At 55.6% G+C, this 18,634-nt stretch carries 14 protein-coding genes and 3 tRNA genes; 2 read left to right on the top strand and 15 right to left on the bottom strand.

Annotated features, from left to right (window positions below; all coding sequences use genetic code 11):
- Nucleotides 1–62 precede the first annotated feature (62 nt).
- From VVR27_RS04920 to leuC, 5 genes are all read right to left on the bottom strand, one after another.
- Nucleotides 63–1,148 (bottom strand): NAD(P)H-dependent glycerol-3-phosphate dehydrogenase, encoded by a 1,086-nt coding sequence (locus VVR27_RS04920; RefSeq protein ID WP_368547312.1) that lies wholly within the window; start codon nt 1,146–1,148, stop codon nt 63–65.
- A gap of 23 nt (nt 1,149–1,171) precedes the next feature.
- Nucleotides 1,172–1,948: a lysophospholipid acyltransferase family protein gene (locus VVR27_RS04915; RefSeq protein WP_368547311.1), complete on the bottom strand. Its 777-nt coding sequence runs from the start codon at nt 1,946–1,948 to the stop codon at nt 1,172–1,174.
- Between the two features lies 1 nt (nt 1,949).
- Nucleotides 1,950–3,272 carry a UDP-N-acetylglucosamine 1-carboxyvinyltransferase gene (gene murA, locus VVR27_RS04910; RefSeq protein ID WP_368547310.1) on the bottom strand — a complete coding sequence of 441 codons (1,323 nt, stop codon included), beginning with the start codon at nt 3,270–3,272 and terminating at the stop codon, nt 1,950–1,952.
- Between the two features lie 233 nt (nt 3,273–3,505).
- Nucleotides 3,506–4,093 (bottom strand): 3-isopropylmalate dehydratase small subunit, encoded by a 588-nt coding sequence (leuD, locus tag VVR27_RS04905; protein ID WP_346873252.1) that lies wholly within the window; start codon nt 4,091–4,093, stop codon nt 3,506–3,508.
- A 62-nt stretch (nt 4,094–4,155) separates the two neighbouring features.
- The gene (leuC, locus tag VVR27_RS04900; protein WP_368547309.1) at nt 4,156–5,577 is read right to left on the bottom strand and encodes a 3-isopropylmalate dehydratase large subunit; all 1,422 of its coding nucleotides are present in this window, start codon (nt 5,575–5,577) and stop codon (nt 4,156–4,158) included.
- 215 nt (nt 5,578–5,792) lie between these two features.
- On the opposite strand from leuC, the gene VVR27_RS04895 reads away from it, so the two are divergent.
- A complete protein-coding gene (locus VVR27_RS04895; RefSeq protein WP_345444942.1) occupies nt 5,793–6,509 on the top strand; it encodes an IclR family transcriptional regulator in 717 nt (238 codons plus the stop codon).
- Between the two features lie 135 nt (nt 6,510–6,644).
- On the opposite strand, the gene VVR27_RS04890 is transcribed toward VVR27_RS04895, so the two are convergent.
- The 10 genes from VVR27_RS04890 to VVR27_RS04845 form a co-directional block, all read right to left on the bottom strand.
- Nucleotides 6,645–8,360 carry a dynamin family protein gene (locus tag VVR27_RS04890; RefSeq protein ID WP_368547308.1) on the bottom strand — a complete coding sequence of 572 codons (1,716 nt, stop codon included), beginning with the start codon at nt 8,358–8,360 and terminating at the stop codon, nt 6,645–6,647.
- Nucleotides 8,353–10,110 (bottom strand): GTPase, encoded by a 1,758-nt coding sequence (locus VVR27_RS04885; protein WP_368547307.1) that lies wholly within the window; start codon nt 10,108–10,110, stop codon nt 8,353–8,355. The genes VVR27_RS04890 and VVR27_RS04885 overlap by 8 nt, the downstream gene beginning before the upstream one ends.
- Before the next feature lie 126 nt (nt 10,111–10,236).
- Nucleotides 10,237–10,309 (bottom strand) — tRNA-Glu (locus VVR27_RS04880).
- Between the two features lie 190 nt (nt 10,310–10,499).
- A tRNA-Glu gene (locus tag VVR27_RS04875) sits at nt 10,500–10,572 on the bottom strand.
- A gap of 24 nt (nt 10,573–10,596) precedes the next feature.
- Nucleotides 10,597–10,668: transfer RNA gene (locus tag VVR27_RS04870), tRNA-Gln, on the bottom strand.
- Between the two features lie 207 nt (nt 10,669–10,875).
- Nucleotides 10,876–11,721 (bottom strand): hypothetical protein, encoded by an 846-nt coding sequence (locus VVR27_RS04865; protein WP_368547306.1) that lies wholly within the window; start codon nt 11,719–11,721, stop codon nt 10,876–10,878.
- Between the two features lie 144 nt (nt 11,722–11,865).
- On the bottom strand, nt 11,866–12,564 hold the full coding sequence (locus tag VVR27_RS04860) for a DUF6318 family protein (RefSeq protein ID WP_368547305.1): 699 nt from the start codon (nt 12,562–12,564) through the stop codon (nt 11,866–11,868).
- Nucleotides 12,565–12,866: 302 nt separating this feature from the next.
- Nucleotides 12,867–14,384 carry a glutamate--tRNA ligase gene (gene gltX / locus VVR27_RS04855; protein WP_368547304.1) on the bottom strand — a complete coding sequence of 506 codons (1,518 nt, stop codon included), beginning with the start codon at nt 14,382–14,384 and terminating at the stop codon, nt 12,867–12,869.
- A 69-nt stretch (nt 14,385–14,453) separates the two neighbouring features.
- The gene (locus VVR27_RS04850; RefSeq protein ID WP_368547303.1) at nt 14,454–15,230 is read right to left on the bottom strand and encodes a fumarylacetoacetate hydrolase family protein; all 777 of its coding nucleotides are present in this window, start codon (nt 15,228–15,230) and stop codon (nt 14,454–14,456) included.
- A gap of 50 nt (nt 15,231–15,280) precedes the next feature.
- Entirely contained in the window at nt 15,281–16,645 is a 1,365-nt protein-coding gene (locus VVR27_RS04845) for a pentapeptide repeat-containing protein (protein ID WP_368547302.1), read from the bottom strand.
- A 289-nt stretch (nt 16,646–16,934) separates the two neighbouring features.
- Here VVR27_RS04845 and VVR27_RS04840 point away from each other — a divergent pair, with 289 nt between their 5' ends.
- Nucleotides 16,935–18,596, top strand: coding sequence for an ATP-binding cassette domain-containing protein (locus VVR27_RS04840; protein WP_368547301.1), 1,662 nt, complete (start codon nt 16,935–16,937; stop codon nt 18,594–18,596).
- Nucleotides 18,597–18,634 lie beyond the last annotated feature (38 nt).

The following is an 18,634-nucleotide window of genomic DNA, read 5'->3' as shown; positions in this document are numbered from 1 at the left end:
GCATCCTTACGATAGGTGGTCTGAGACGATCGGTACATTGAACTGGCCTTGTTCGGCGACCGCTAGCTAATGTGATCGCTCTCTGATTTAAGCGCTCTACCCAGCAGTGCCGGTGCCAGCTGCTCAACTGATATTGTACGGTTCAAAACTGCAACCACTGCTTCAGTGATAGGCATGGCGACCTCCACTTTTCGCGCGAGTTCTGCCACAACCGGAGCTGATTTTATGGATTCAGCGGTCTGGCTCATGACGGTGTGCAGCTGGTCTGGCTCTATACCTTCTGCGAGGAGGCGGCCAGCGGTATGGTTACGTGAGAGCGGGGATGAGCAGGTAGCGATGAGGTCGCCCATGCCAGCTAGTCCGCTCATGGTCTCCAGTTTGCCGCCCAGTGCCAGGGCAAGACGGGTTGTTTCTGCTAGCCCACGCGTCATCACCGAAGCTTTTGAGTTGTCCCCGTACTGTTTCCCTTCGCACATTCCTACGCAGAGCGCAATAACGTTCTTAACCAGCCCGCCGATTTCAACACCGATAATATCGGTATTGGTGTAGGGGCGGAAGTAGTCTGCTGCGCAAATTGAAGCTACTTTCTGGGCTGTTTTCAGAGTGGTAGCTGCCACCACGGAGGTGGTGGGCTGCTCAACGATAATTTCTTTAGCAAGGTTGGGTCCAGAAAGCACGGTGACTCGGTCAGCGACCCCAGAGATAGTTTCAGAGGGAGCGTCGATGGCAACTAGGTTGCCCTGGAGCACTTCAATAATCACTTCACTCATGCGCAGACCACTGCCCATCTCGAGGCCCTTGGCGAGTGAAACCAGAACCGCGTCAGGCTCGAGGAGAGGCGCAAAAACTTCAAGCTGTGCTCGGAGCGCCTGAGCTGGAATCGCCAGAACAACGATGTGAGCGCCATGTAGTGCTTGTTCCACATCTGAAGTGAACTCCAGATTATCCGGTAGCTTTACCCCCGGGAAATAGGGTTCGTTAATGCGAGTGCTGGCCATCTGGGCCATAGCCTCTGGTTTACGGCCCCAGAGCACCACCTGACGGTTACTTCCCGCAGCGGTAGCTGCATCCGCCACTACTTTGGCAAAGGCAGTGCCCCAGCTACCGGCACCAAGAACAACTACTTTTAATGGAAGAGAAGAGCTCATATCTGCCTTTCTACTCCGGGGTTCTAGTTGTTCTCGGGTGCTTGACGCACACCTAGCACGGCGTTCCAGCGCCCGGCTGGGGCTTTTTCACCGCGGATGGTCTCAAGCAAGTCAGTGACACAATCCAGCATTCTGGTCGTAGCGTCCGCTAGTTGTTGGCGGTTCTGCTTAGCTCCCGGCTCGGTATCGGTGAGAAGATCGCTGAAATCAATGGGGTCGCCCACTACAATCTGCACCTTCTTGCGGGGGAACCCAAAGCGAGGCTTTCCACCACGGGGCCAGAATTCATGATCACCCCAGTGGGCGATGGGAATGACGGGAGCACCGGTTGCTAAAGCAAGGCGTGCTGCACCGGTTTTACCGGTCATGGGCCACAGTTCTGGATCCTTGGTGAGGGTGCCCTCGGGGAAGATAAGTACCGCTCCCCCGGCGTCCAGAACGTTGCGCGCAACGTCCAGGGATTTACCGGCCTGCGCAGAACCACGGCTGACGGGGATGTGAGCGCACTGGCGCATGAGCCACCCCAGAACTGGCACGCGAAAGAGCCCCTCTTTAGCAAGAAACCGGGGTAAAACGCCCCTGATGAAGAGGGGGTAGGCTGCAGTAATCGGGTCAACCACGGTTAGGTGGTTGGAGATTACAATGTAGCCGCCCTCTTGCGGCAGTTTCTCGATACCGGTGATATCAATCTTCATGGGTAGATGATAGAGAGGTCTGAGCAGGTTACCTGCCAACCGGTATACCGCATCACCCTTGGCGGTGGGGCTGATATCACCCAGTGAGGAACTCTTGGCGGCCATCTTAAGCGGAGACCTCGAATTTGGCGCCCAGAGCAGTGAGCTTATCTGCAAAGTGCTCATAGCCACGGGAAATGACCGAAACACCGGTGACGTTGGAGGTGCCTTCAGCGGTGAGTGCCGCAATCACGTGGGAGAAACCACCGCGCAGATCAGGCACGTTGATATCAGCACCCCGCAGAGGGGTCTTACCGGTGATAATCGCTGAGTGCAAGAAGTTCTTGTGGCCAAAACGGCAGGTTGCGGGGCCAAGGCAGTCGCGGTGCAGCTGCACTGAGGCACCCATGCGCACTAGGGCGTCGGTAAAGCCGAAACGGTTCTCGTAGACCGTCTCATGGAGCACCGAAACACCCTTTGCCTGGGTCATGGCAACCACCAGGGGCTGCTGCCAGTCGGTCATGAAACCGGGGTGCACGTTGGTTTCTACGAAGAGGGGGTTGAGGTCCCCACCCTTATGAAAGAAGCGAATGCCCTCGTCCTGAATATCCAGGCCGCCTCCGAGCTTGCGGTAGACGTTAATGAAGGTCGCGAGATCCTTTTGGTTGGCACCGCGGACGAAGATGTCGCCCTGGGTTGCAAGCGCAGCGGAGGCCCAGGAGGCTGACTCGTTACGGTCAGGCATAGCAAAGTGGTTGTAGCCGGTGAGCTCGTCCACACCCTCAATGATGATTTGGCGGTCGGTTTCAACGGTGATGATGGCGCCCATCTTCTGCAAGATAGAGATGAGGTCCATAATTTCGGGCTCTATGGCAGCGCCCTTAAGCTCTGTTTTGCCCTTGGCGCGGGTAGCTGCCAACAAAACCTGCTCGGTGGCACCCACCGAGGGGTATTCTAGCTCAATGGCGGCGCCCTGAAGCCCGCCTGCGGGGGCGCGCATGCTGATGCCGGTGGGCAGTTTCTCCACCTTGGCGCCGAACTGCTCTAGAACGCGCAGGTGGTAGTTGATGGGGCGGTCGCCAATTTTGCAGCCGCCCAAATCGGGGATGAATGCTTCACCGATGGTGTGCAGTAGCGGGCCGCACAGAAGGATGGGAATACGGGAATCACCGGCGTGAACTTCAATGTCGGTGTGGTTAGCTACAGACACCTTGCTGGGATCCATGCGCAGCTCGCCAGCTTCCATGTTGTAATCCACGGATACACCGTGCAGTTCAACAAGGTCAGTGACAACCTGAACGTCCTTAATCTGAGGGACGTTGCGGAGCACTGAGGGGGTTGAGCCAAGCAAAGCTGCAACCATTGCCTTGGGAACCAAGTTCTTAGCACCGCGGACGTTAACCTCGCCCTTAAGAGGGGTGCCACCTTCAATACGCAGTGCGCTGACCATGTGTGTCCAATCTTAAAAAGTTTCTTACCCGGTAAGTTTACCCTTTAAGTGATGTTCTCATGTGCAGCTGAGACGTAATACCGGTAATAGGCACTCCTACAGGCCCCGATTCAACCCTCAGCACCCTTAGGCCAGGCGTCGGCAGGTGCCGCGGTTACCACTCAGCCAAAAGCCATAGGACGCCGGGGATGAGTCACCGGCGTCCTTGCGAACTTTTCGTAGCAGTGGTTTAGCTACTGGGTGCGGGGCAACCAGGCGGGGCGGGAAGCTTCGAATTCAGTGATAGCTTCTTCATGCTGAAGGGTCAGCCCAATATCGTCGAGGCCTTCCATGAGACGCCAGCGCACATAGTCATCGATTTCAAAGGGTACGGTGAGGGCACCCACGGTCACAGTCTTGGATTCAAGGTCCACGGTGACCTCGGTGCCCGGTTCTGCCTCGAGTTGCTTCCATATCAGTTCCACGTCATCCTGTGACACCTGGGCCGCTACCAGCCCCTGCTTACCTGAGTTGCCGCGGAAAATATCGGCAAAGCGTGCTGAAATCACCACGCGGAAACCGTAATCTCTCAGTGCCCAGACCGCGTGTTCGCGGGAGGAGCCGGTGCCAAAGTCAGGGCCAGCCACCAGCACGCTGCCGTGCTTGTAGGGCTCCTGGTTGAGAATGAAGTTTTCATCCTTACGCCAGCCTGCAAAAAGGGCGTCATCAAAGCCGGTCTTAGTAACGCGCTTGAGGTAAACGGCAGGGATAATTTGGTCGGTATCAACGTTGGATGATCGCAGCGGCACGCCAATGCCGGTGTGCTTCTTAATCGGTTCCATAGTTCAGTCTTTCTGGTGCGCCCCGGGAGTACGTCCGGGGACAGGTCAGGGTTCAGAGGAGTTTAGAGGTCAGCAGGCGATGCCAAGGTACCGCGGATGGCGGTAGCTGCCGCTACCAGAGGTGACACCAGATGCGTGCGGCCACCCTTGCCCTGGCGCCCTTCAAAGTTACGGTTAGATGTCGAGGCGCAACGCTCCCCCGGTGCTAGCTGATCAGGGTTCATACCCAGGCACATAGAGCAGCCTGCAAAACGCCAGTCGGCGCCGAAGTCTTTGAAGATTTGATCGAGGCCTTCTTTTTCAGCCTGTGCGCGTACCTTCTGGGAGCCGGGCACCACCATCATGCGCACCCCGTCTGCCACTTTGTGCCCCTTGACGATGTCTGCAGCTGCCCGCAAATCTTCGATGCGGGAGTTGGTGCAGGAGCCCAAGAAGACCACGTCAACGGGAATCTCCTTCATCGGTGTACCAGCGGTTAGGCCCATGTAGTCCAGGGCACGGCTAGCAGCCTTCTGTTCGTTCTCATCGCCGAAGTCCTCGGGGAAGGGAACAGACTGGGAGAGCGGGGTCCCCTGACCGGGGTTGGTTCCCCAAGTAACAAACGGCTCAAGTTCATCAGCGTTGATGAAAACCTCACGGTCAAAGGTCGCACCCTCATCGGTAGGAAGGGTCTTCCAGTAGTCCACCGCAGCGTCCCAGTCCTCACCGGTTGGTGCGTGGGGGCGACCCTTGACGTATTCGAAGGTCGTTTCATCGGGAGCCACCATGCCGGCGCGGGCACCTGCCTCAATGGACATGTTGCAGATGGTCATGCGCCCCTCCATAGAGAGGTCGCGGATAGCAGAACCACGGTATTCCAGCACGTAGCCCTGGCCACCGCCGGTGCCAATTTCAGCGATTACTGCCAGGATGATGTCCTTGGCGGTAACACCGGGCTTCAGCGTTCCCTCAACGTTAATCGCCATGGTTTTAAAGGGCGCCAGGGGCAGGGTCTGAGTAGCCATGACATGTTCGACCTCTGAGGTGCCAATGCCAAAGGCGAGCGCCCCAAAGGCGCCGTGGGTTGAGGTATGGGAGTCACCGCAGACCACGGTCATACCGGGCATGGTGAGACCCAGCTGGGGGCCAACGACGTGCACGATGCCCTGCTCAGCATCACCCAGTGAGTGAATACGCACCCCAAACTCTTCAGCGTTCTTGCGCAGGGTTTCAATCTGGGTGCGTGAGGTGATATCGGCAATCGTTGAGAAAATGTTCTCGGTGGGGGTGTTGTGATCCTCAGTTGCGATGGTGAGGTCAAGGCGGCGCAGAGGGCGCCCTTCAAGGCGGAGGCCCTCAAAAGCCTGCGGTGAGGTAACTTCGTGCACCAGGTGTAAATCGATGTAGAGAAGATCAGGCTTGCCGCCCTTGCCGGGCACTACGGTGTGCGCGTCCCATACCTTCTCCGCCAGGGTGCGGGGCTTAATACCCGTTACACCATCCATGAGTCCTCCATCAACAAAATAAGTACTGTCATACACCAGTGTGACGCTGTTTTTTCAAACTTTCCAATAACTGAACTTGCATATCAGAATATGAGAAGTCATGATAGATACACGGACACAATCCTAGCCCCACGGTTTCACACCCAGAAACACACACTGACCGCGATACGAGACCGCACCGCCCGTGCGTCTCCACCAGGTGAAAGACTGACCTCATGCAGGAAAACCGCAGCTCCGGCGTCGGCGTCCTCGACAAAGCCGCCCACATTCTTGATTGCCTTGAAGCTGGCCCCGCCTCGCTCTCCCAATTGGTTGAAGCAACCGGCCTCGCCCGCCCCACCGCCCACCGTCTGGCCGTGGCACTGACCCACCACCGTCTGGTAGCTCGTGACATTCAGGGCAGGTTCATGCTGGGCCCACGCCTGGGCGAACTATCATCTGCCGCCGGCGAAGACCGCCTCATTGCAGCGTCCGGGCCCGTGCTCAACAATCTGCGCAATGTCACTGGGGAATCCTCCCAGGTTTTCCGCCGCCAGGGCGATTGGCGCGTTTGTGTTGCCTCAGCAGAGCGCCCCATTGGCCTGCGCGACACCATTCCCGTGGGCACCCAGCTCTCTATGAAGGCTGGATCTGCAGCTCAGATTCTCACTGCCTGGGAAGAGCAGGCACGCCTTGTTGAAAGCATACATAACGCCCGATTCTCTGCCACCATGCTAGCTGCGGTGCGACGCCGCGGGTGGGCACAGTCGGTGGGGGAACGAGAGCGCGGCACCGCCTCGGTATCAGCTCCTGTGCGCTCGCCCGCTGGCAAGGTTATTGCAGCTATCTCAATCTCAGGTCCCATCGAGCGCCTCACCCGTCAGCCCGGCAGGCTGCACGCCGAAGTGGTCTGTGAAGCAGCCGCCGCTCTCACTGAGGCGCTGCGTAGCTAGTTACCCATCAGCCCTTCAGCTCAGCATCAAAAAGGTGGCTCTTGATGCGGACAAATTCTAGTCCGCATCAAGGGCCACCTTTAATTTTGAGCTGGAGTCAGCACGCTTTCATCTGCCTGCGCTGAGAGCCGGAGGCTATCGAGCCCGCTCTAGAGCTGCCCGGTAGTCAGCTAGACGGTTGAGTTCATCTTCGACCGGTGCCACCACAGCCCGTTGAGCAACGTCCGCAACATTGTTCTCTAGCTGGCGCGTGATTCCACGAGCGTACATGCGGTGGCCAGCTGCCGCGATGAGCCTGCCCAGCATCGCTATCACAATACCCAGCAGCAGACCGGTCATCACTAGCAGGGTCGGGACAGGTAGCGGGAAGCCTTCAACGGTAGGTGGTTCCGGCAGAACGATCTGGAAGTAGGTAGCGAGGGCTAGACCGGTGAGCCAGAGCAGGCCCACGAGCGCCGCAACGATACCCAACCACTGGAAGACGTTAAGCACCTGCCACCACCAGCGCTTCTTGCCCGCATCATAGTGAACGGTGGCAATAGCGCGCTCGATTTCACTGGGCAGCTGGTCTTCATAGGTGCGAGCTGAATCCCTGATGCTGTGACTCCAGGGCTCATCCACGCCTTCAGAAACATCACCCGCAAAGGTACGAAGAGAGGTGCTCATCGCCGCTTTCTGAGAAGCACCCAGCGGAGGCAGAGAAGATTTAGAAATCGGTGCGCCATCGTGTTCCTTATGCAGACCCAGGCGCTTGAGAGGGTCCTTGCGAGCCTTGAGCAACCAACGGGTTGCAATCCAGCCGGTCTTCTCAGCCGCGTGCAACTTATAGGAGTTAGCTGCAGCCTTCACAATGCCATCTGCACCTGATGCGGCGTATAGGCCAGCTTCAAGTTGCTCAGTATTCTCGGGGGTAATTCCGCGAGGATGCCCACCGCCGTCCTGGCGACCCAGATCAGCACACACCGTGCGCAAATCAGCATCGATACGTTCTAGTGCGGCATTCTTTGCTACGGCTACCTGCCCCAGAACTTCGCGTAGACGGGGCACGCCTTCGCCAGTGCGGGCTGAGACTGCCAGGGGGTCAGCAACCAGAGTGGAAGAAAGCCCGTCCTGTGCCAGCAGAAGTTTGAGTGAATCCAGTACCGCTGGCACTTCTGCGGGGTCCAGGCGGTCCACCTGGTTGAGAACAGCTAGGGTAACAGCGCCGTGGGATGCGAGCGGGGCGATGAAGTCCTGGTGGATGACGGCATCGGCATATTTTTGGGGGTCCATAACCCAGACCAGCACGTCCACGCACTGCGCCATTTTTTCAACGATGACGCGGTTGGAGGCCTCCACCGAGTCAAAGTCCGGCAGATCGAGCAGTACTAGACCGCCGGTTGCCTCTTCTGTTTTTGCGTGCCCCACAGATTTACGGATTTTATTCCACATGCCTACGGTGACCGGGACGTCAGCGCGGTTGAGAGCTTCGGTGGCTTCGGCGGCATCCTCGTCCATGTAGGTGCGGTTTTCAACGCCCAGCCAGTCCAGTAGGGGCTCAACCCCAGTCTTGCCCCAGACCGCAGCCTGTGCAACTGATGTGGTGGGGCGGCGGGCGGCGCTCTTGGCGATTTCTTTGCCGACCACGGCGTTAAAGAGGGTTGATTTACCAGAACCCGTTGCGCCAAAAAAGCCGATGACGGTGTGCTCGGCAGAAAGCTCACGGCGAGCTCCGGTGCGCGCTAGTACGTCGGTTGCTCGGTGCAGAAGTTCAGGTTCTAGGCGGCCGGCGCCCAGCTCTACCGCTTTTTCAAGAGCGGCAACGCGCTGGGCTAGAGCGGTATGACTCTGGTCTTTCTTGGTCTCAGCCATCTTGGTTCTGCTCCCCTGCCATCATGGTCTCACCGGCTGAGGTGAGTGTAACTGCTACATCTTCAAGCGCCTGGTGGTCCGGGCCCATCTCTAGGCTGTTCAAGCGGTCTTCAAAACGCTGGGCGTGACGGTCCAGCAGTTCTTTGACGCGGGCTTCGAGGGTTTCACGAGCCCGGTTAGCCATGCGGCGCACAGCGTCCTCACCGAAGATTGCTTCGAGAAGCTTCTGACCGACCACACCTGAGCCACCAGCGATACCCACCTCGATACCGGTTAGTCCACCGGTCATGGAGAAGACAGCAATCATCAGAATCACAGCTGTGACATTGACGCCCAGCGACATGAAACGTGCCTTTTGGCGCTTGTCGGCGCCCTCCTGAGAGATGATGTCCATGACATCCTGTTGCCAGGCACGGATGCTTTCAGCGATTTCCTCGGGGAAGTCCTTATCCTGACCTCCCAGATCCTCACCTGCTAGCAGAGCACGGCCGGCTCGGTCCTCGAGCCAGCGGCGCTGAACTGTTTCGGCCGCTGCAGCGGCCTCTTCCATAATCACCGAATGCAGGCCAACCTCTAGAGCCTGCTCTACCTCAACAACTTTGGTAGGCGGAGTGCCGCGCAGGAAACCTGAGATACGGTCGCGGATTTTGCCGACGGTGCTTTCCACCGAGCGAAAGAACTCACCGGTTCCCACAAAATCCTGCCAGCGGGTGAGCACCTCACCGCGCAACATTTGACCGTCTTTAGTGGATTCCTTGACGTTTTCAAAGGCGTGGGCGTAGGCGTCATTCAGGTTTTGGCGCAGAGCACGCTCGGCGTCTTCCTGTTCCCGCTGGGCGTCAGCGAGCTGGTGTGTTTGGCCAGCCACGCCTCGCACCGCGCCCTCCAGTGTGCGGCGTGCAATGGCGCTGCGAGCATCAGCATCAGCACCTAGGCTACGCAACCAAAAGGTCAGCGGAGTCAGCGCGACGGCGGGTAGCAGACCCTGATCATCACGGTCCTGTTCAGTAACGGACATAATCAGCGCGGCAGTAATACCGGCTTCAGCCAACATACGGGTCAGGTCAGCTTCAATTTCATCTTCAGAGCCTTCAGGCACACGGTTGAGCACCACCGCAATGGTGATATCACGCTTAGCTGCTTCACGAAGGATCTCCCAGGGCACAGCATCGGCGTAGCGATTAGCCGTGGTGACAAAGAGCCATAAGTCAGCAGCTGCCAGGAGCTGCTTAGCCAGACGTCGGTTCTCATCTGAAACTGAATCAAAGTCCGGGGCATCAACCAAGGCAACGCCGGCGGGCAGTCCAGGCACGGGTACCATAACCAGTTCGTCCTGGCCGTTGTGGGGGTTAGCGCCGGGAAGAGCCGCACCTGGTTCTACGGGGACGCGCACCAGATTAGGCAATATACGCTCAGGAGTGAATGCTCCCGCGTCCTCTGGACGGTGTAGCAGAACTGGCTGGCGGGTGGTGGGGCGGATAGCGCCGGACCGAGTCACGGGCTCACCGATGAGAGTGTTCACCAGCGTAGATTTACCGGCACCGGTTGAACCGCCAACCACCACGGTCAATGGGGCGTCAAGGCTGGAGAGTTTAGGGATGATGTAATCATCGAGCTGGGTTACCGTTTTGCGGGCCAGCTCACGAGCAGCTCCTGCTCCCCCGGTTTCCAGGGGAAAGTGCGCTGCGGCAAGCGTGTCGCGGGCCTCGCGCACGCCCTGCAAAGTGTGAGTGATAGTTTCGTTGTGCACGATTCTATTCTTGCACGTAGGGCTTGGGTAAAGAGTGAACTATAGGGTAAAACAGCGCTAGTGTGGCATAGTAGCTCTAGATAAAAAGAAAACCTCCACTCAAATGAGTGGAGGTTTTCTTGCCTGTGACCCCAACCGGATTCGAACCGGTGTTGCCGCCGTGAGAGGGCGGAGTACTAGGCCGCTATACGATGGGGCCGTCTTCATTTCTGAAGCGTTACTCCTTAAGAGCAACAGATATAAGCATATAGGTAAGGTGGGTTTTGGTGCAAACCTAGAAGCAATGCTTTGCATCACGCTCAAGCTGAAGCTTGGCATCGGGACCTTTGGTGGATGGTGGGGTTAATAAAGAAAACCTCCACTCAAGTGAGTGGAGGTTTTCTTGCCTGTGACCCCAACCGGATTCGAACCGGTGTTGCCGCCGTGAGAGGGCGGAGTACTAGGCCGCTATACGATGGGGCCGCAACAACTTTTTCAAGTTGTTCGCTGGGATACCAGGACTCGAACCTAGAATGACGGTACCAGAAACCGTAGTGTTGCCAATTACACCATATCCCATTGTTGTTTATTGCTGCGTTTTGTTCTTCGAACTCATCGCCGCAACGAGTAATAACTCTATACGCTTTACTCGGGGTGTGCAACTTGAAATTGGTAGACCTGAGTCACACCCAAATTTGCGCCCTGGATGAGCCCTGCAGTACCAAGGTTTAGGGGCTTGGAGCCGGCTCTAATTCGCCGTAAATTGTCTCTACTTTGTTGGATTGCTTACCGGTCAGTGCCGGGGCAACCCCAAGCACCCCCATCAGCTGAACAATCATCAGCAACCAAACCCACCTGCGTCCGCCACACCCGCACCAACTGACCCTCACTGGCGCGTTCCACCGTTCCATCAATCACCTCCCAGGGACCGCCATCAACGCTAAATTCACCTCGATACCCCGTCACCACACTGAACTGATAGTCCCCCGGCACCGTATATTTGTGGCTGGTTGGTGTCTCCTCATCCCAGACATCCTCACCCAGTTGATACCCGGCATACGAGACAGGACCTAGCTGACCACCGTCACCATAGACAAAGCTGTAACTCACTGGCGTAGCTCTCACCTGAACCTGCTGACCAGCTATTTCACGCTGGAACTCCTGGACACTAGCATCTGCCCAAAAGTTGGTGTTGTAATTTTTCAAGGTATGGGGAGCTCGCTCTTGATGGGCATCTGCCGGGGTAATGGGGAAACTCTGCAAATCCTCCACAGTCAGATGGATACGGATAGGCTGGACAACCATCTCACCGTTTACTTCAACAAGCTCAAGACCAGCGCCCTCAAGTTCATCGGGGTTCAGAGCGATACATCCCAGAGGAACACCGTTGTTGTAGTAGGGAGTATCCGATCCGTCGCCCCAGTCAGCGGGGACAACACCCATAGTGCCTAAGGTTCCATCTGAGGCCAAACAGTAGGAACCTGTTTGTAGTGAGGCTCCTTCAGCTAACCGAGCACGCTTATCCTCAGGATTTTTATGTTCTTTGAACTGTATAAGTTTCATGGCAGAGGCAGCTGAATCGCCTGGAACTTCTTCATGAACCGCCACTGGTTCGCTTTTTCGAGAACTCATTGCTTCATTTTTTAAGATGTCTTTTTTGATGCGAACTTTAAAATCATCTGAACCTGCTTCTCCGCTTGACTGGGAAAAAGCAGGAGTAACGACACCCAACGAAATGGCACCGATGCAAAGAACAAGTGATAGTAGCTGTTTCATTTACTCCACCACATTAGCGCTCAGAACCTTCCATCGTCCATCAACAAACTTAATTCGCAAGTCAACACCATCGTAGATAACTTGAGAGTTATCGTTATAGGTTGCTTCGCCATCGAGCCAGAGCACAGAATCTTTGACCTCGAAGTTACTCCCGATGGAGTACTCACCATCCCCCAATGACGTTAGCAAGTTCATGTTGTAGTGAATTGTTATCCCACCAGATATCATCCAACCATCATTGTCATATAAATCTTCAAGAGCTGTATAAAAATCATGCTCGTCGGTGAAAGACTTATCAACCAACAAACTCGCTTCTTGGACATCCCCGGTCTGCAGGGCATAGTTGCGCATGTCCTGGTAATAGGTGATGAACTTTTCCATGCCTTCGGTAGTTTCGACGTTCATTCCAGCAGGAGCCTCAGGCTTAGGCACATTCTGAGCCGGGCCCTGCTCGTCAGCAGCACGATACTCCCCCTCAGGCGCCTTAGACCCACCAGAAAAGCGCTCAGTCACCTCAGCAGTAGCACCCTCAGAAGTATCAGCGCCCCCGGCAGATACCGAGGCAGAAGAAGCAGCCGATGAAGAACTATCGCCAGGCTCCGGGATGCTACCAGTTGCCTTCTGCCCACAGCCGCTCAAGACCAGGGCACCAAGAGCAGCCAGAGTAAGGGTTTGGGTTAGGTAGCGAGGTGAGTGCACGAGAATTACTCCAAGGCTAGTGTGATATGGGTCAATGCTTGTTTCATTTTCTACCACTGGACTTGTGCCAGGGCAAGCCCGCTCCAGCTACCAGCCCTGAACACTCCCCTTTGTGACCGGTTATTACGCATTTTTGCTTGTCATGAGATATCTAAACCAATCCGCGCACCGCTCAGATACCTATGGAAAAGATAAAAGCAGTCCCCAGAAGTAACTACAGCAGAACCTCCCAAAACGCAAAGAACCCCGCTCCCCTGACCACCGGGCAGGTGGCAGGAGGCGAGGCTCAGGGTGGGCAGACTCTAGACCGCCAATGAAGCGGCTAGCTTCTTGAGGCGGGCGAGGGAGGAATCCTTGCCCAAAATCTCCATGGATTCAAAGAGGGGTGGTGAAATACGCTCACCCGAGATAGCGGTGCGCACCGGTCCGAAGGCCAGGCGGGGCTTGATTCCTAGACCCTCAACGATTGCCTCGCGCAGGGCGTCTTGAATGCTTTCAGCAGTAAAGGTTTCTAGGCCCTCAATAGCGGCAATCGCGGCGTCCAGAACAGCGGGTGCTGACTCCTTAAGCTGCTTAGCGGCGTCGGGAGCGGTCTCTATGTCCTCGTCCTTCTTGAAGAGGAAGCCCAGCAAGCCCGGGGTCTCACCTAGTAGCTGCATGCGTTCCTGGACCAGAGGCGCAGCTTCAGTCAAAATCTGCTGTTCGCGCTCGGTCAGGGCCTCAAACTCGTCAGCTGAGACCAGCTCAGCCTTGTGGAGGAAGGGTACCAGGCGATTGCGGAAGTCCTCAGCTTCGAGCATACGCACGTGGGTGCCGTTGATTGCTTCAGCCTTCTTGAGGTCAAAGCGGGCGGGGTTAGCCAGTACGTCTGTGATGTCGAAGTGCTGCACCATGGTGTCCATGGTGAAGATGTCCTCGTCGTGAGACAGGGACCAGCCCAGCAGGGACAGGTAGTTGAGCAGACCTTCCTTGATGAAGCCGGCATCCAGCAGGTTGTAGAGGCTGGATTCGGGGTCACGCTTGGAAAGCTTCTTGTTGCCCTGGCCCATCACGTAGGGCATGTGGCCGAATTCGGGGATGAAGCTGGTAACCCCCACCTCAACCAGGGCGCGGTAGAGCGCAATCTGGCGCGGAGTTGAGGACAGCAAGTCTTCACCACGCAACACATGGGTGATGCCCATCAGCGCGTCGTCCACGGGGTTAACCAGGGTGTAGAGGGGCTTGCCGTTGGCGCGAACCACGACGAAGTCTGGAACAGAGCCCGCCTTGAATGTGATTTCACCGCGCACCAGGTCGTTGAAGGTGATGTCAGTGTCAGGCATGCGCAGGCGCAGAACAGGCAGGCGGCCTTCAGCGCGGTAGGCTGCTTTCTGCTCTTCGGTGAGGTCGCGGTCAAAGTTGTCGTAGCCCAGCTTGGGGTCTTCGCCCTTGGCCTTGTGGCGCTCTTCTACCTCTTCGGGGGTTGAGAAATCCTCGTAGACGTAGCCGCCTGCCTTGAGCTTCTCCACAACCTCGGCGTAAATGTCCATACGCTCTGACTGGCGGTAGGGCTCGTGGGGGCCACCCACACCGACACCCTCATCCCAGTTGATGCCCAGCCACTGCAGGGATTCGAGCACCTGATTGAAAGATTCCTCTGAGTCACGTGCCGCGTCGGTGTCTTCAATACGGAAGATTAGCTTGCCGCCGGTGTGCTTAGCATAGGCCCAGTTGAAGAGTGCGGTGCGCACCATACCCACGTGGGGGGTGCCGGTGGGTGATGGGCAGAAACGCACGCGGGTTTCGGACGGATCAGTAAGTTTCAGAGCGTAATCACTCATGGATGTTTTCACGTCCCTTTCTGTGGTGGTGTATAAGTTTTTCGGGTTCAATTTTAGCGGCTGGGCAGCTTATTCTGCGCGGACGGTGTTAACCAGGGCACCGATGCCCTCGACCTCAATTTCGACTTCGTTGCCCGCTGAGAGCTTGCCGACGCCGGCTGGAGTACCGGTGAGAATGACGTCGCCGGGTAGCAGAGTGAAGTATTCGCTGGCTGCTGCCACCAGTTCTGCGACGGAGAAGACCATGTCTGCGGTGGTGCCGTCCTGCTTAAGGTCGCCGTCTACCCAGGTCTGGATCGTCAGGTCATCGGTCTGCAGCTCTGTTTCAATCCAGGGGCCCAGGGGGCAAGAGCCGTCAAAGCCCTTAGCGCGTGCCCACTGCACGTCTGATTCTTGGGCGTCGCGGGCGGTGAGGTCGTTAGCAACGGTGTAGCCGTAGATTACCTCGGGGACGCGGTCTAGGGGGACGGACTTAGCAATGCGGCCGATGACCACAGCAAGCTCGCCTTCGTAGGAGACGTCGCTGGACCATTCGGGCAGGGCAATGGGGTCGCCGGGGCCGATGACGGAGGTGTTGGGCTTGAAGAAGAACTGAGGGCTGGTAGGGGTTTGGTTGCCGAGTTCTTGGGCGTGGTCGTGCCAGTTGCGGGCAGCGCCGATGACCTTGGAACGGGGAATGATGGGCGCAAGTAGGCGCACTTCGTCCAGGCGGTATTTTTTGTCGGTGGGGTTGACGCCTGAGTAGAAGGGGTCCCCCGAGAGAACGGTGATGGTTTCTTCACCTGCGTCGCCTTCTACGAGGCCAAAATGCAGGTTATCTTCAACAGTAAATCGAGCAATGCGCATGACTCTAGGCTACCGGAAGTGTGAAAGGGTAAGGGATACCTCCGAATAATTTATTTAGGGATTTCCCGACCACGAGTACGGTGAGAATCTTGCACCTGATTAACTAGCTTGTCCGTCATATAAAGAATTTTTCTAAGTTCAGAGCACAAAGGTAAAGACTTACACGATGCTAGTTGTCTAATTACCCGATCGTGAGGCCAAAGAGTAACTTCACCTTGCGAACGAGATAAATTTATTACAGCCATTTCCATTGTTGAAAAGAGCGTCACACCTTCGAGGTAGGTCCAGTTAAAGTCAGTTCCAACCATTGATGCCTTATAAAGGTTTGCACCCTCCAAGTGAACTTCTTTAAATTCAACGTTGTCGAGATTAGCACCGTCCAAATGGGCATCATTTAGATATGAATTTTCAAAAACTGAATCATTAAGTATTGAATCGGTCAAAAATGCACCTTCTAGTCTTGCGTTCTCAAATTTCCCATTTTTGATAAAAGCACCTTTGAAGTTACTTCCCCTCATGTCTCTACTTGAAAAATCTAAATACGATAAATCTAAGTAACTCAAATCAAAAATGAATGAATTTTCATAGCCTACTAAATATTTTGGAAATATATTTTGAATGATGGAATTAAGAGTGCGGATTTCCAATTCGCTTCGAGGAGTATCGCCACCTCCATCATTTATTTCTTGACTTTTGTGGATCCCAAAGAGAATTTTGAGAATGTTACGTTGTTGACTATCTTTTTGGGCATCGACTAATGAGGAAGTAGCAGCCAAAGTTTCCCAGTCCTTATAAAGCGAAGCAAGCTGAAAGAAGGATGCTGAAACTTCATCGGCGCTGTCTTTACCGTAGCGACGGGGGATAACTTCATGAAGGCGCTCATGCAGGGTTTTAATTATCTCAGCGTCCAGTTTCTGTTGTTCAATTTCCTTCTGAGCTAGACGATTTTCTTCACCCGTCTTATAGGTAACAGCAACGGAAACTACCACACCAACAGCTGCGATTAGGGCAGCGAAAGCAGTCGCAATTCCTTGGCGAGCATCCTGCCAATCGGGGTCGTAGGTCGTAAACGTTAAAGCTAGAACAGCAAGTGATGAAATCAGGAAAAAGGCGGGAAGGACCGCTGAAACAATACGAATAAGCTGGTTACTCTCATTTTTATTTTTTTGCTTACCAGCTGATAATCCTCTAATGAGAATCAAGGCGAATGATCCTAGTCCACAGACTGCCGCAAAACTCCAATCTGCCCAGCCGAGAGATTCGAATGCAAAATTCCAATAGTCTCTTCCGTAACGGACCCCTGCAAAAAGCCAACCATAGATAAATCCACCGAGGCCCCAGGTTCCACAGGCAAGCCATAGACTCATACCAGGCTTTGATAAGGGCGAATCTGAAAGTTTGATTTCTGCCGTCACTCTGTTCCTTATACTTACTGATGGATTGGGCTACTAAGTCACCCTTTATTCTCATCCTTCATTGTATTGCGCGGGACCTTTACACCTAGGTGTCGTCCGCTAGATTTCATATAAGTCATTTGATGACCGTTGACAGCACTTCCCTACTCTCTTTAGACTGTGTACCAGTCCTTGCAGTCAACGAAAGGCAGAGCGGTGGATTCTTCAGCAGCTCTCTAATCCCTGCTGAAACCCTGCCCACGGCAGCAGTTTTCAGCACCCCATTTCTATGCTTGAGAACTGCACCACTATGCCTAAAACGCAACCCCACCTTTCGTTTACCCACCTCAGCCACAGCTGGCCCGACGGCACCGTCTGCTTCACCGATATTTCTGGCTCAATTACCGCCCCTGTTACCGCACTGGTTGGCGACAATGGCAGTGGCAAATCAACTCTCCTGCGCATACTCGCAGACTTGCTGGCACCAAGCTCCGGCGAAATTACCCGCCCCTCCCATTGTGCCTACCTACCCCAAGACCTCGGGCTCACAACCGCCACCACACTGGCAGAACTCTTTGGCATTGAGAAAACTCTAGAGGCTCTGGATGCACTAGAGAACGGCAACTACTCCCCCACTATTTATGAGGCAATTGACGATAACTGGGACGCTGCCGAAAACGCAACCGCGGCGCTGGCTACGGCAGGGTTCGGCCCCGCTCAGGCTAACCGAGAAGGGCAAGTACCAGATGCCCGCACCCTCATGGGCAGAACAGTAGGTTCCCTTTCAGGTGGTGAAGCCGTCACCGCTGCCCTCACCGCACTTATCTCACCGGATGCAGGAAAGCCCAGCCCCGACATCCTTCTGCTGGATGAGCCCACCAACAACCTCGACGCTGAAGCTCGGGTAGCTCTCTACCGCAAACTCAGGCACCTGACCTGCCCCGTGCTGGTGGTGAGCCACGACCTTGAGCTCCTAGCGCTGGTTGATGAAATCTACGAGCTGCACGGCGGGCAGCTGCGACATTTTACCGGAAACTATGAAAGCTACCGGCAGGGCATTGATCTTGAACAGGACGCTGCGACCCGGCAGGTACGCGATGCCAAGGTAGTAGAGAGGAAAGAGAAACGCGAGCGCATCGAAGCAGAGACTAAGCTTGCCCGGGCTGAGCGGCGCGGCAAAAAATTTGCGGAGCAGAACCGAAAACCAGGGCTGGCGATGGGCTTGGACAAAATGAGCGCTCAAAAAACGGCTGGCAGGCTCAGGGAGGTACAAGACCAGCGTGTTAATCAAGCTATTGAGGCAAAGCTCAATGCTGAATCTTTACTGCGGCAGGATAATACGGTTTACTGTCAGTTGCCTGCTACAGAACTTGCAGTGGGCAAGCGGGTACTGGAGCTTGAGCGGGCGTCCTCTCGTGCAGATCTGCCCGAAACGCTGGTTCTTCAGGGCCCTGAGAGGATCCGGCTAACCGGTCGTAACGGGTCAGGCAAGACCACTCTACTAAGGGAAGTGATGGGGAAAGCAGTACACACCACCGGTGTGGAGCCTGCCTATACCTGCACCTACCGCGTGCCAAATACCGGCTACCTGCCTCAGTCCATCAGTCTTCCGCCAGAGAAATCCATGCTTCAGTTAGTGGCGCAGGCCAACCCGGTATTGACGGAGCAAGAGGTGCGAGACCAGCTAGCCCGTCTGCTCTTTAAACGCGACCGCGTGCATCTGCCAGTAGGCGCGCTGTCTGGTGGTGAGAGATTCAGGGTAGCACTGGCATGTGAGCTACTGGCAGCTCTCGCTCCCCAGCTGCTGATTCTCGATGAACCCACCAATAATTTGGATATCTCAACGGTTAACTGGCTGGTGCAAACGCTCAATGCCTACCGGGGCGCTCTATTGTTGGTCAGCCACGACGATAGCTTTTGCGCGCAACTTGACCTGACATCAACCCTCAATCTCTCGCCATCCCAGGCTTAAAAGCCCAACTGGCCTGTTCCCGTTGTTTTGGCCTGACG

The sequence above is a fragment of the Rothia sp. LK2492 genome (assembly GCF_040946345.1).
GTDB lineage: Bacteria > Actinomycetota > Actinomycetes > Actinomycetales > Micrococcaceae > Rothia > Rothia endophytica.
This window is presented reverse-complemented; position numbering and strand designations above follow the sequence as displayed.

Excerpts from the sequence above, each read along its gene's own strand:
- VVR27_RS04920 (WP_368547312.1), bottom strand. The coding sequence starts at position 1,148 with ATGAGCTCTTCTCTTCCATTAAAAGTAGTTGTTCTTGGTGCCGGTAGC.
- VVR27_RS04895 (WP_345444942.1), top strand. The coding sequence starts at position 5,793 with ATGCAGGAAAACCGCAGCTCCGGCGTCGGCGTCCTCGACAAAGCCGCC.
- VVR27_RS04915 (WP_368547311.1), bottom strand. The coding sequence starts at position 1,948 with ATGGCCGCCAAGAGTTCCTCACTGGGTGATATCAGCCCCACCGCCAAG.
- murA (WP_368547310.1), bottom strand. The coding sequence starts at position 3,272 with ATGGTCAGCGCACTGCGTATTGAAGGTGGCACCCCTCTTAAGGGCGAG.
- leuD (WP_346873252.1), bottom strand. The coding sequence starts at position 4,093 with ATGGAACCGATTAAGAAGCACACCGGCATTGGCGTGCCGCTGCGATCA.
- gltX (WP_368547304.1), bottom strand. The coding sequence starts at position 14,384 with ATGAGTGATTACGCTCTGAAACTTACTGATCCGTCCGAAACCCGCGTG.
- VVR27_RS04865 (WP_368547306.1), bottom strand. The coding sequence starts at position 11,721 with ATGAGTTCTCGAAAAAGCGAACCAGTGGCGGTTCATGAAGAAGTTCCA.
- VVR27_RS04890 (WP_368547308.1), bottom strand. The coding sequence starts at position 8,360 with ATGGCTGAGACCAAGAAAGACCAGAGTCATACCGCTCTAGCCCAGCGC.
- VVR27_RS04850 (WP_368547303.1), bottom strand. The coding sequence starts at position 15,230 with ATGCGCATTGCTCGATTTACTGTTGAAGATAACCTGCATTTTGGCCTC.
- leuC (WP_368547309.1), bottom strand. The coding sequence starts at position 5,577 with ATGGATGGTGTAACGGGTATTAAGCCCCGCACCCTGGCGGAGAAGGTA.
- VVR27_RS04840 (WP_368547301.1), top strand. The coding sequence starts at position 16,935 with ATGCCTAAAACGCAACCCCACCTTTCGTTTACCCACCTCAGCCACAGC.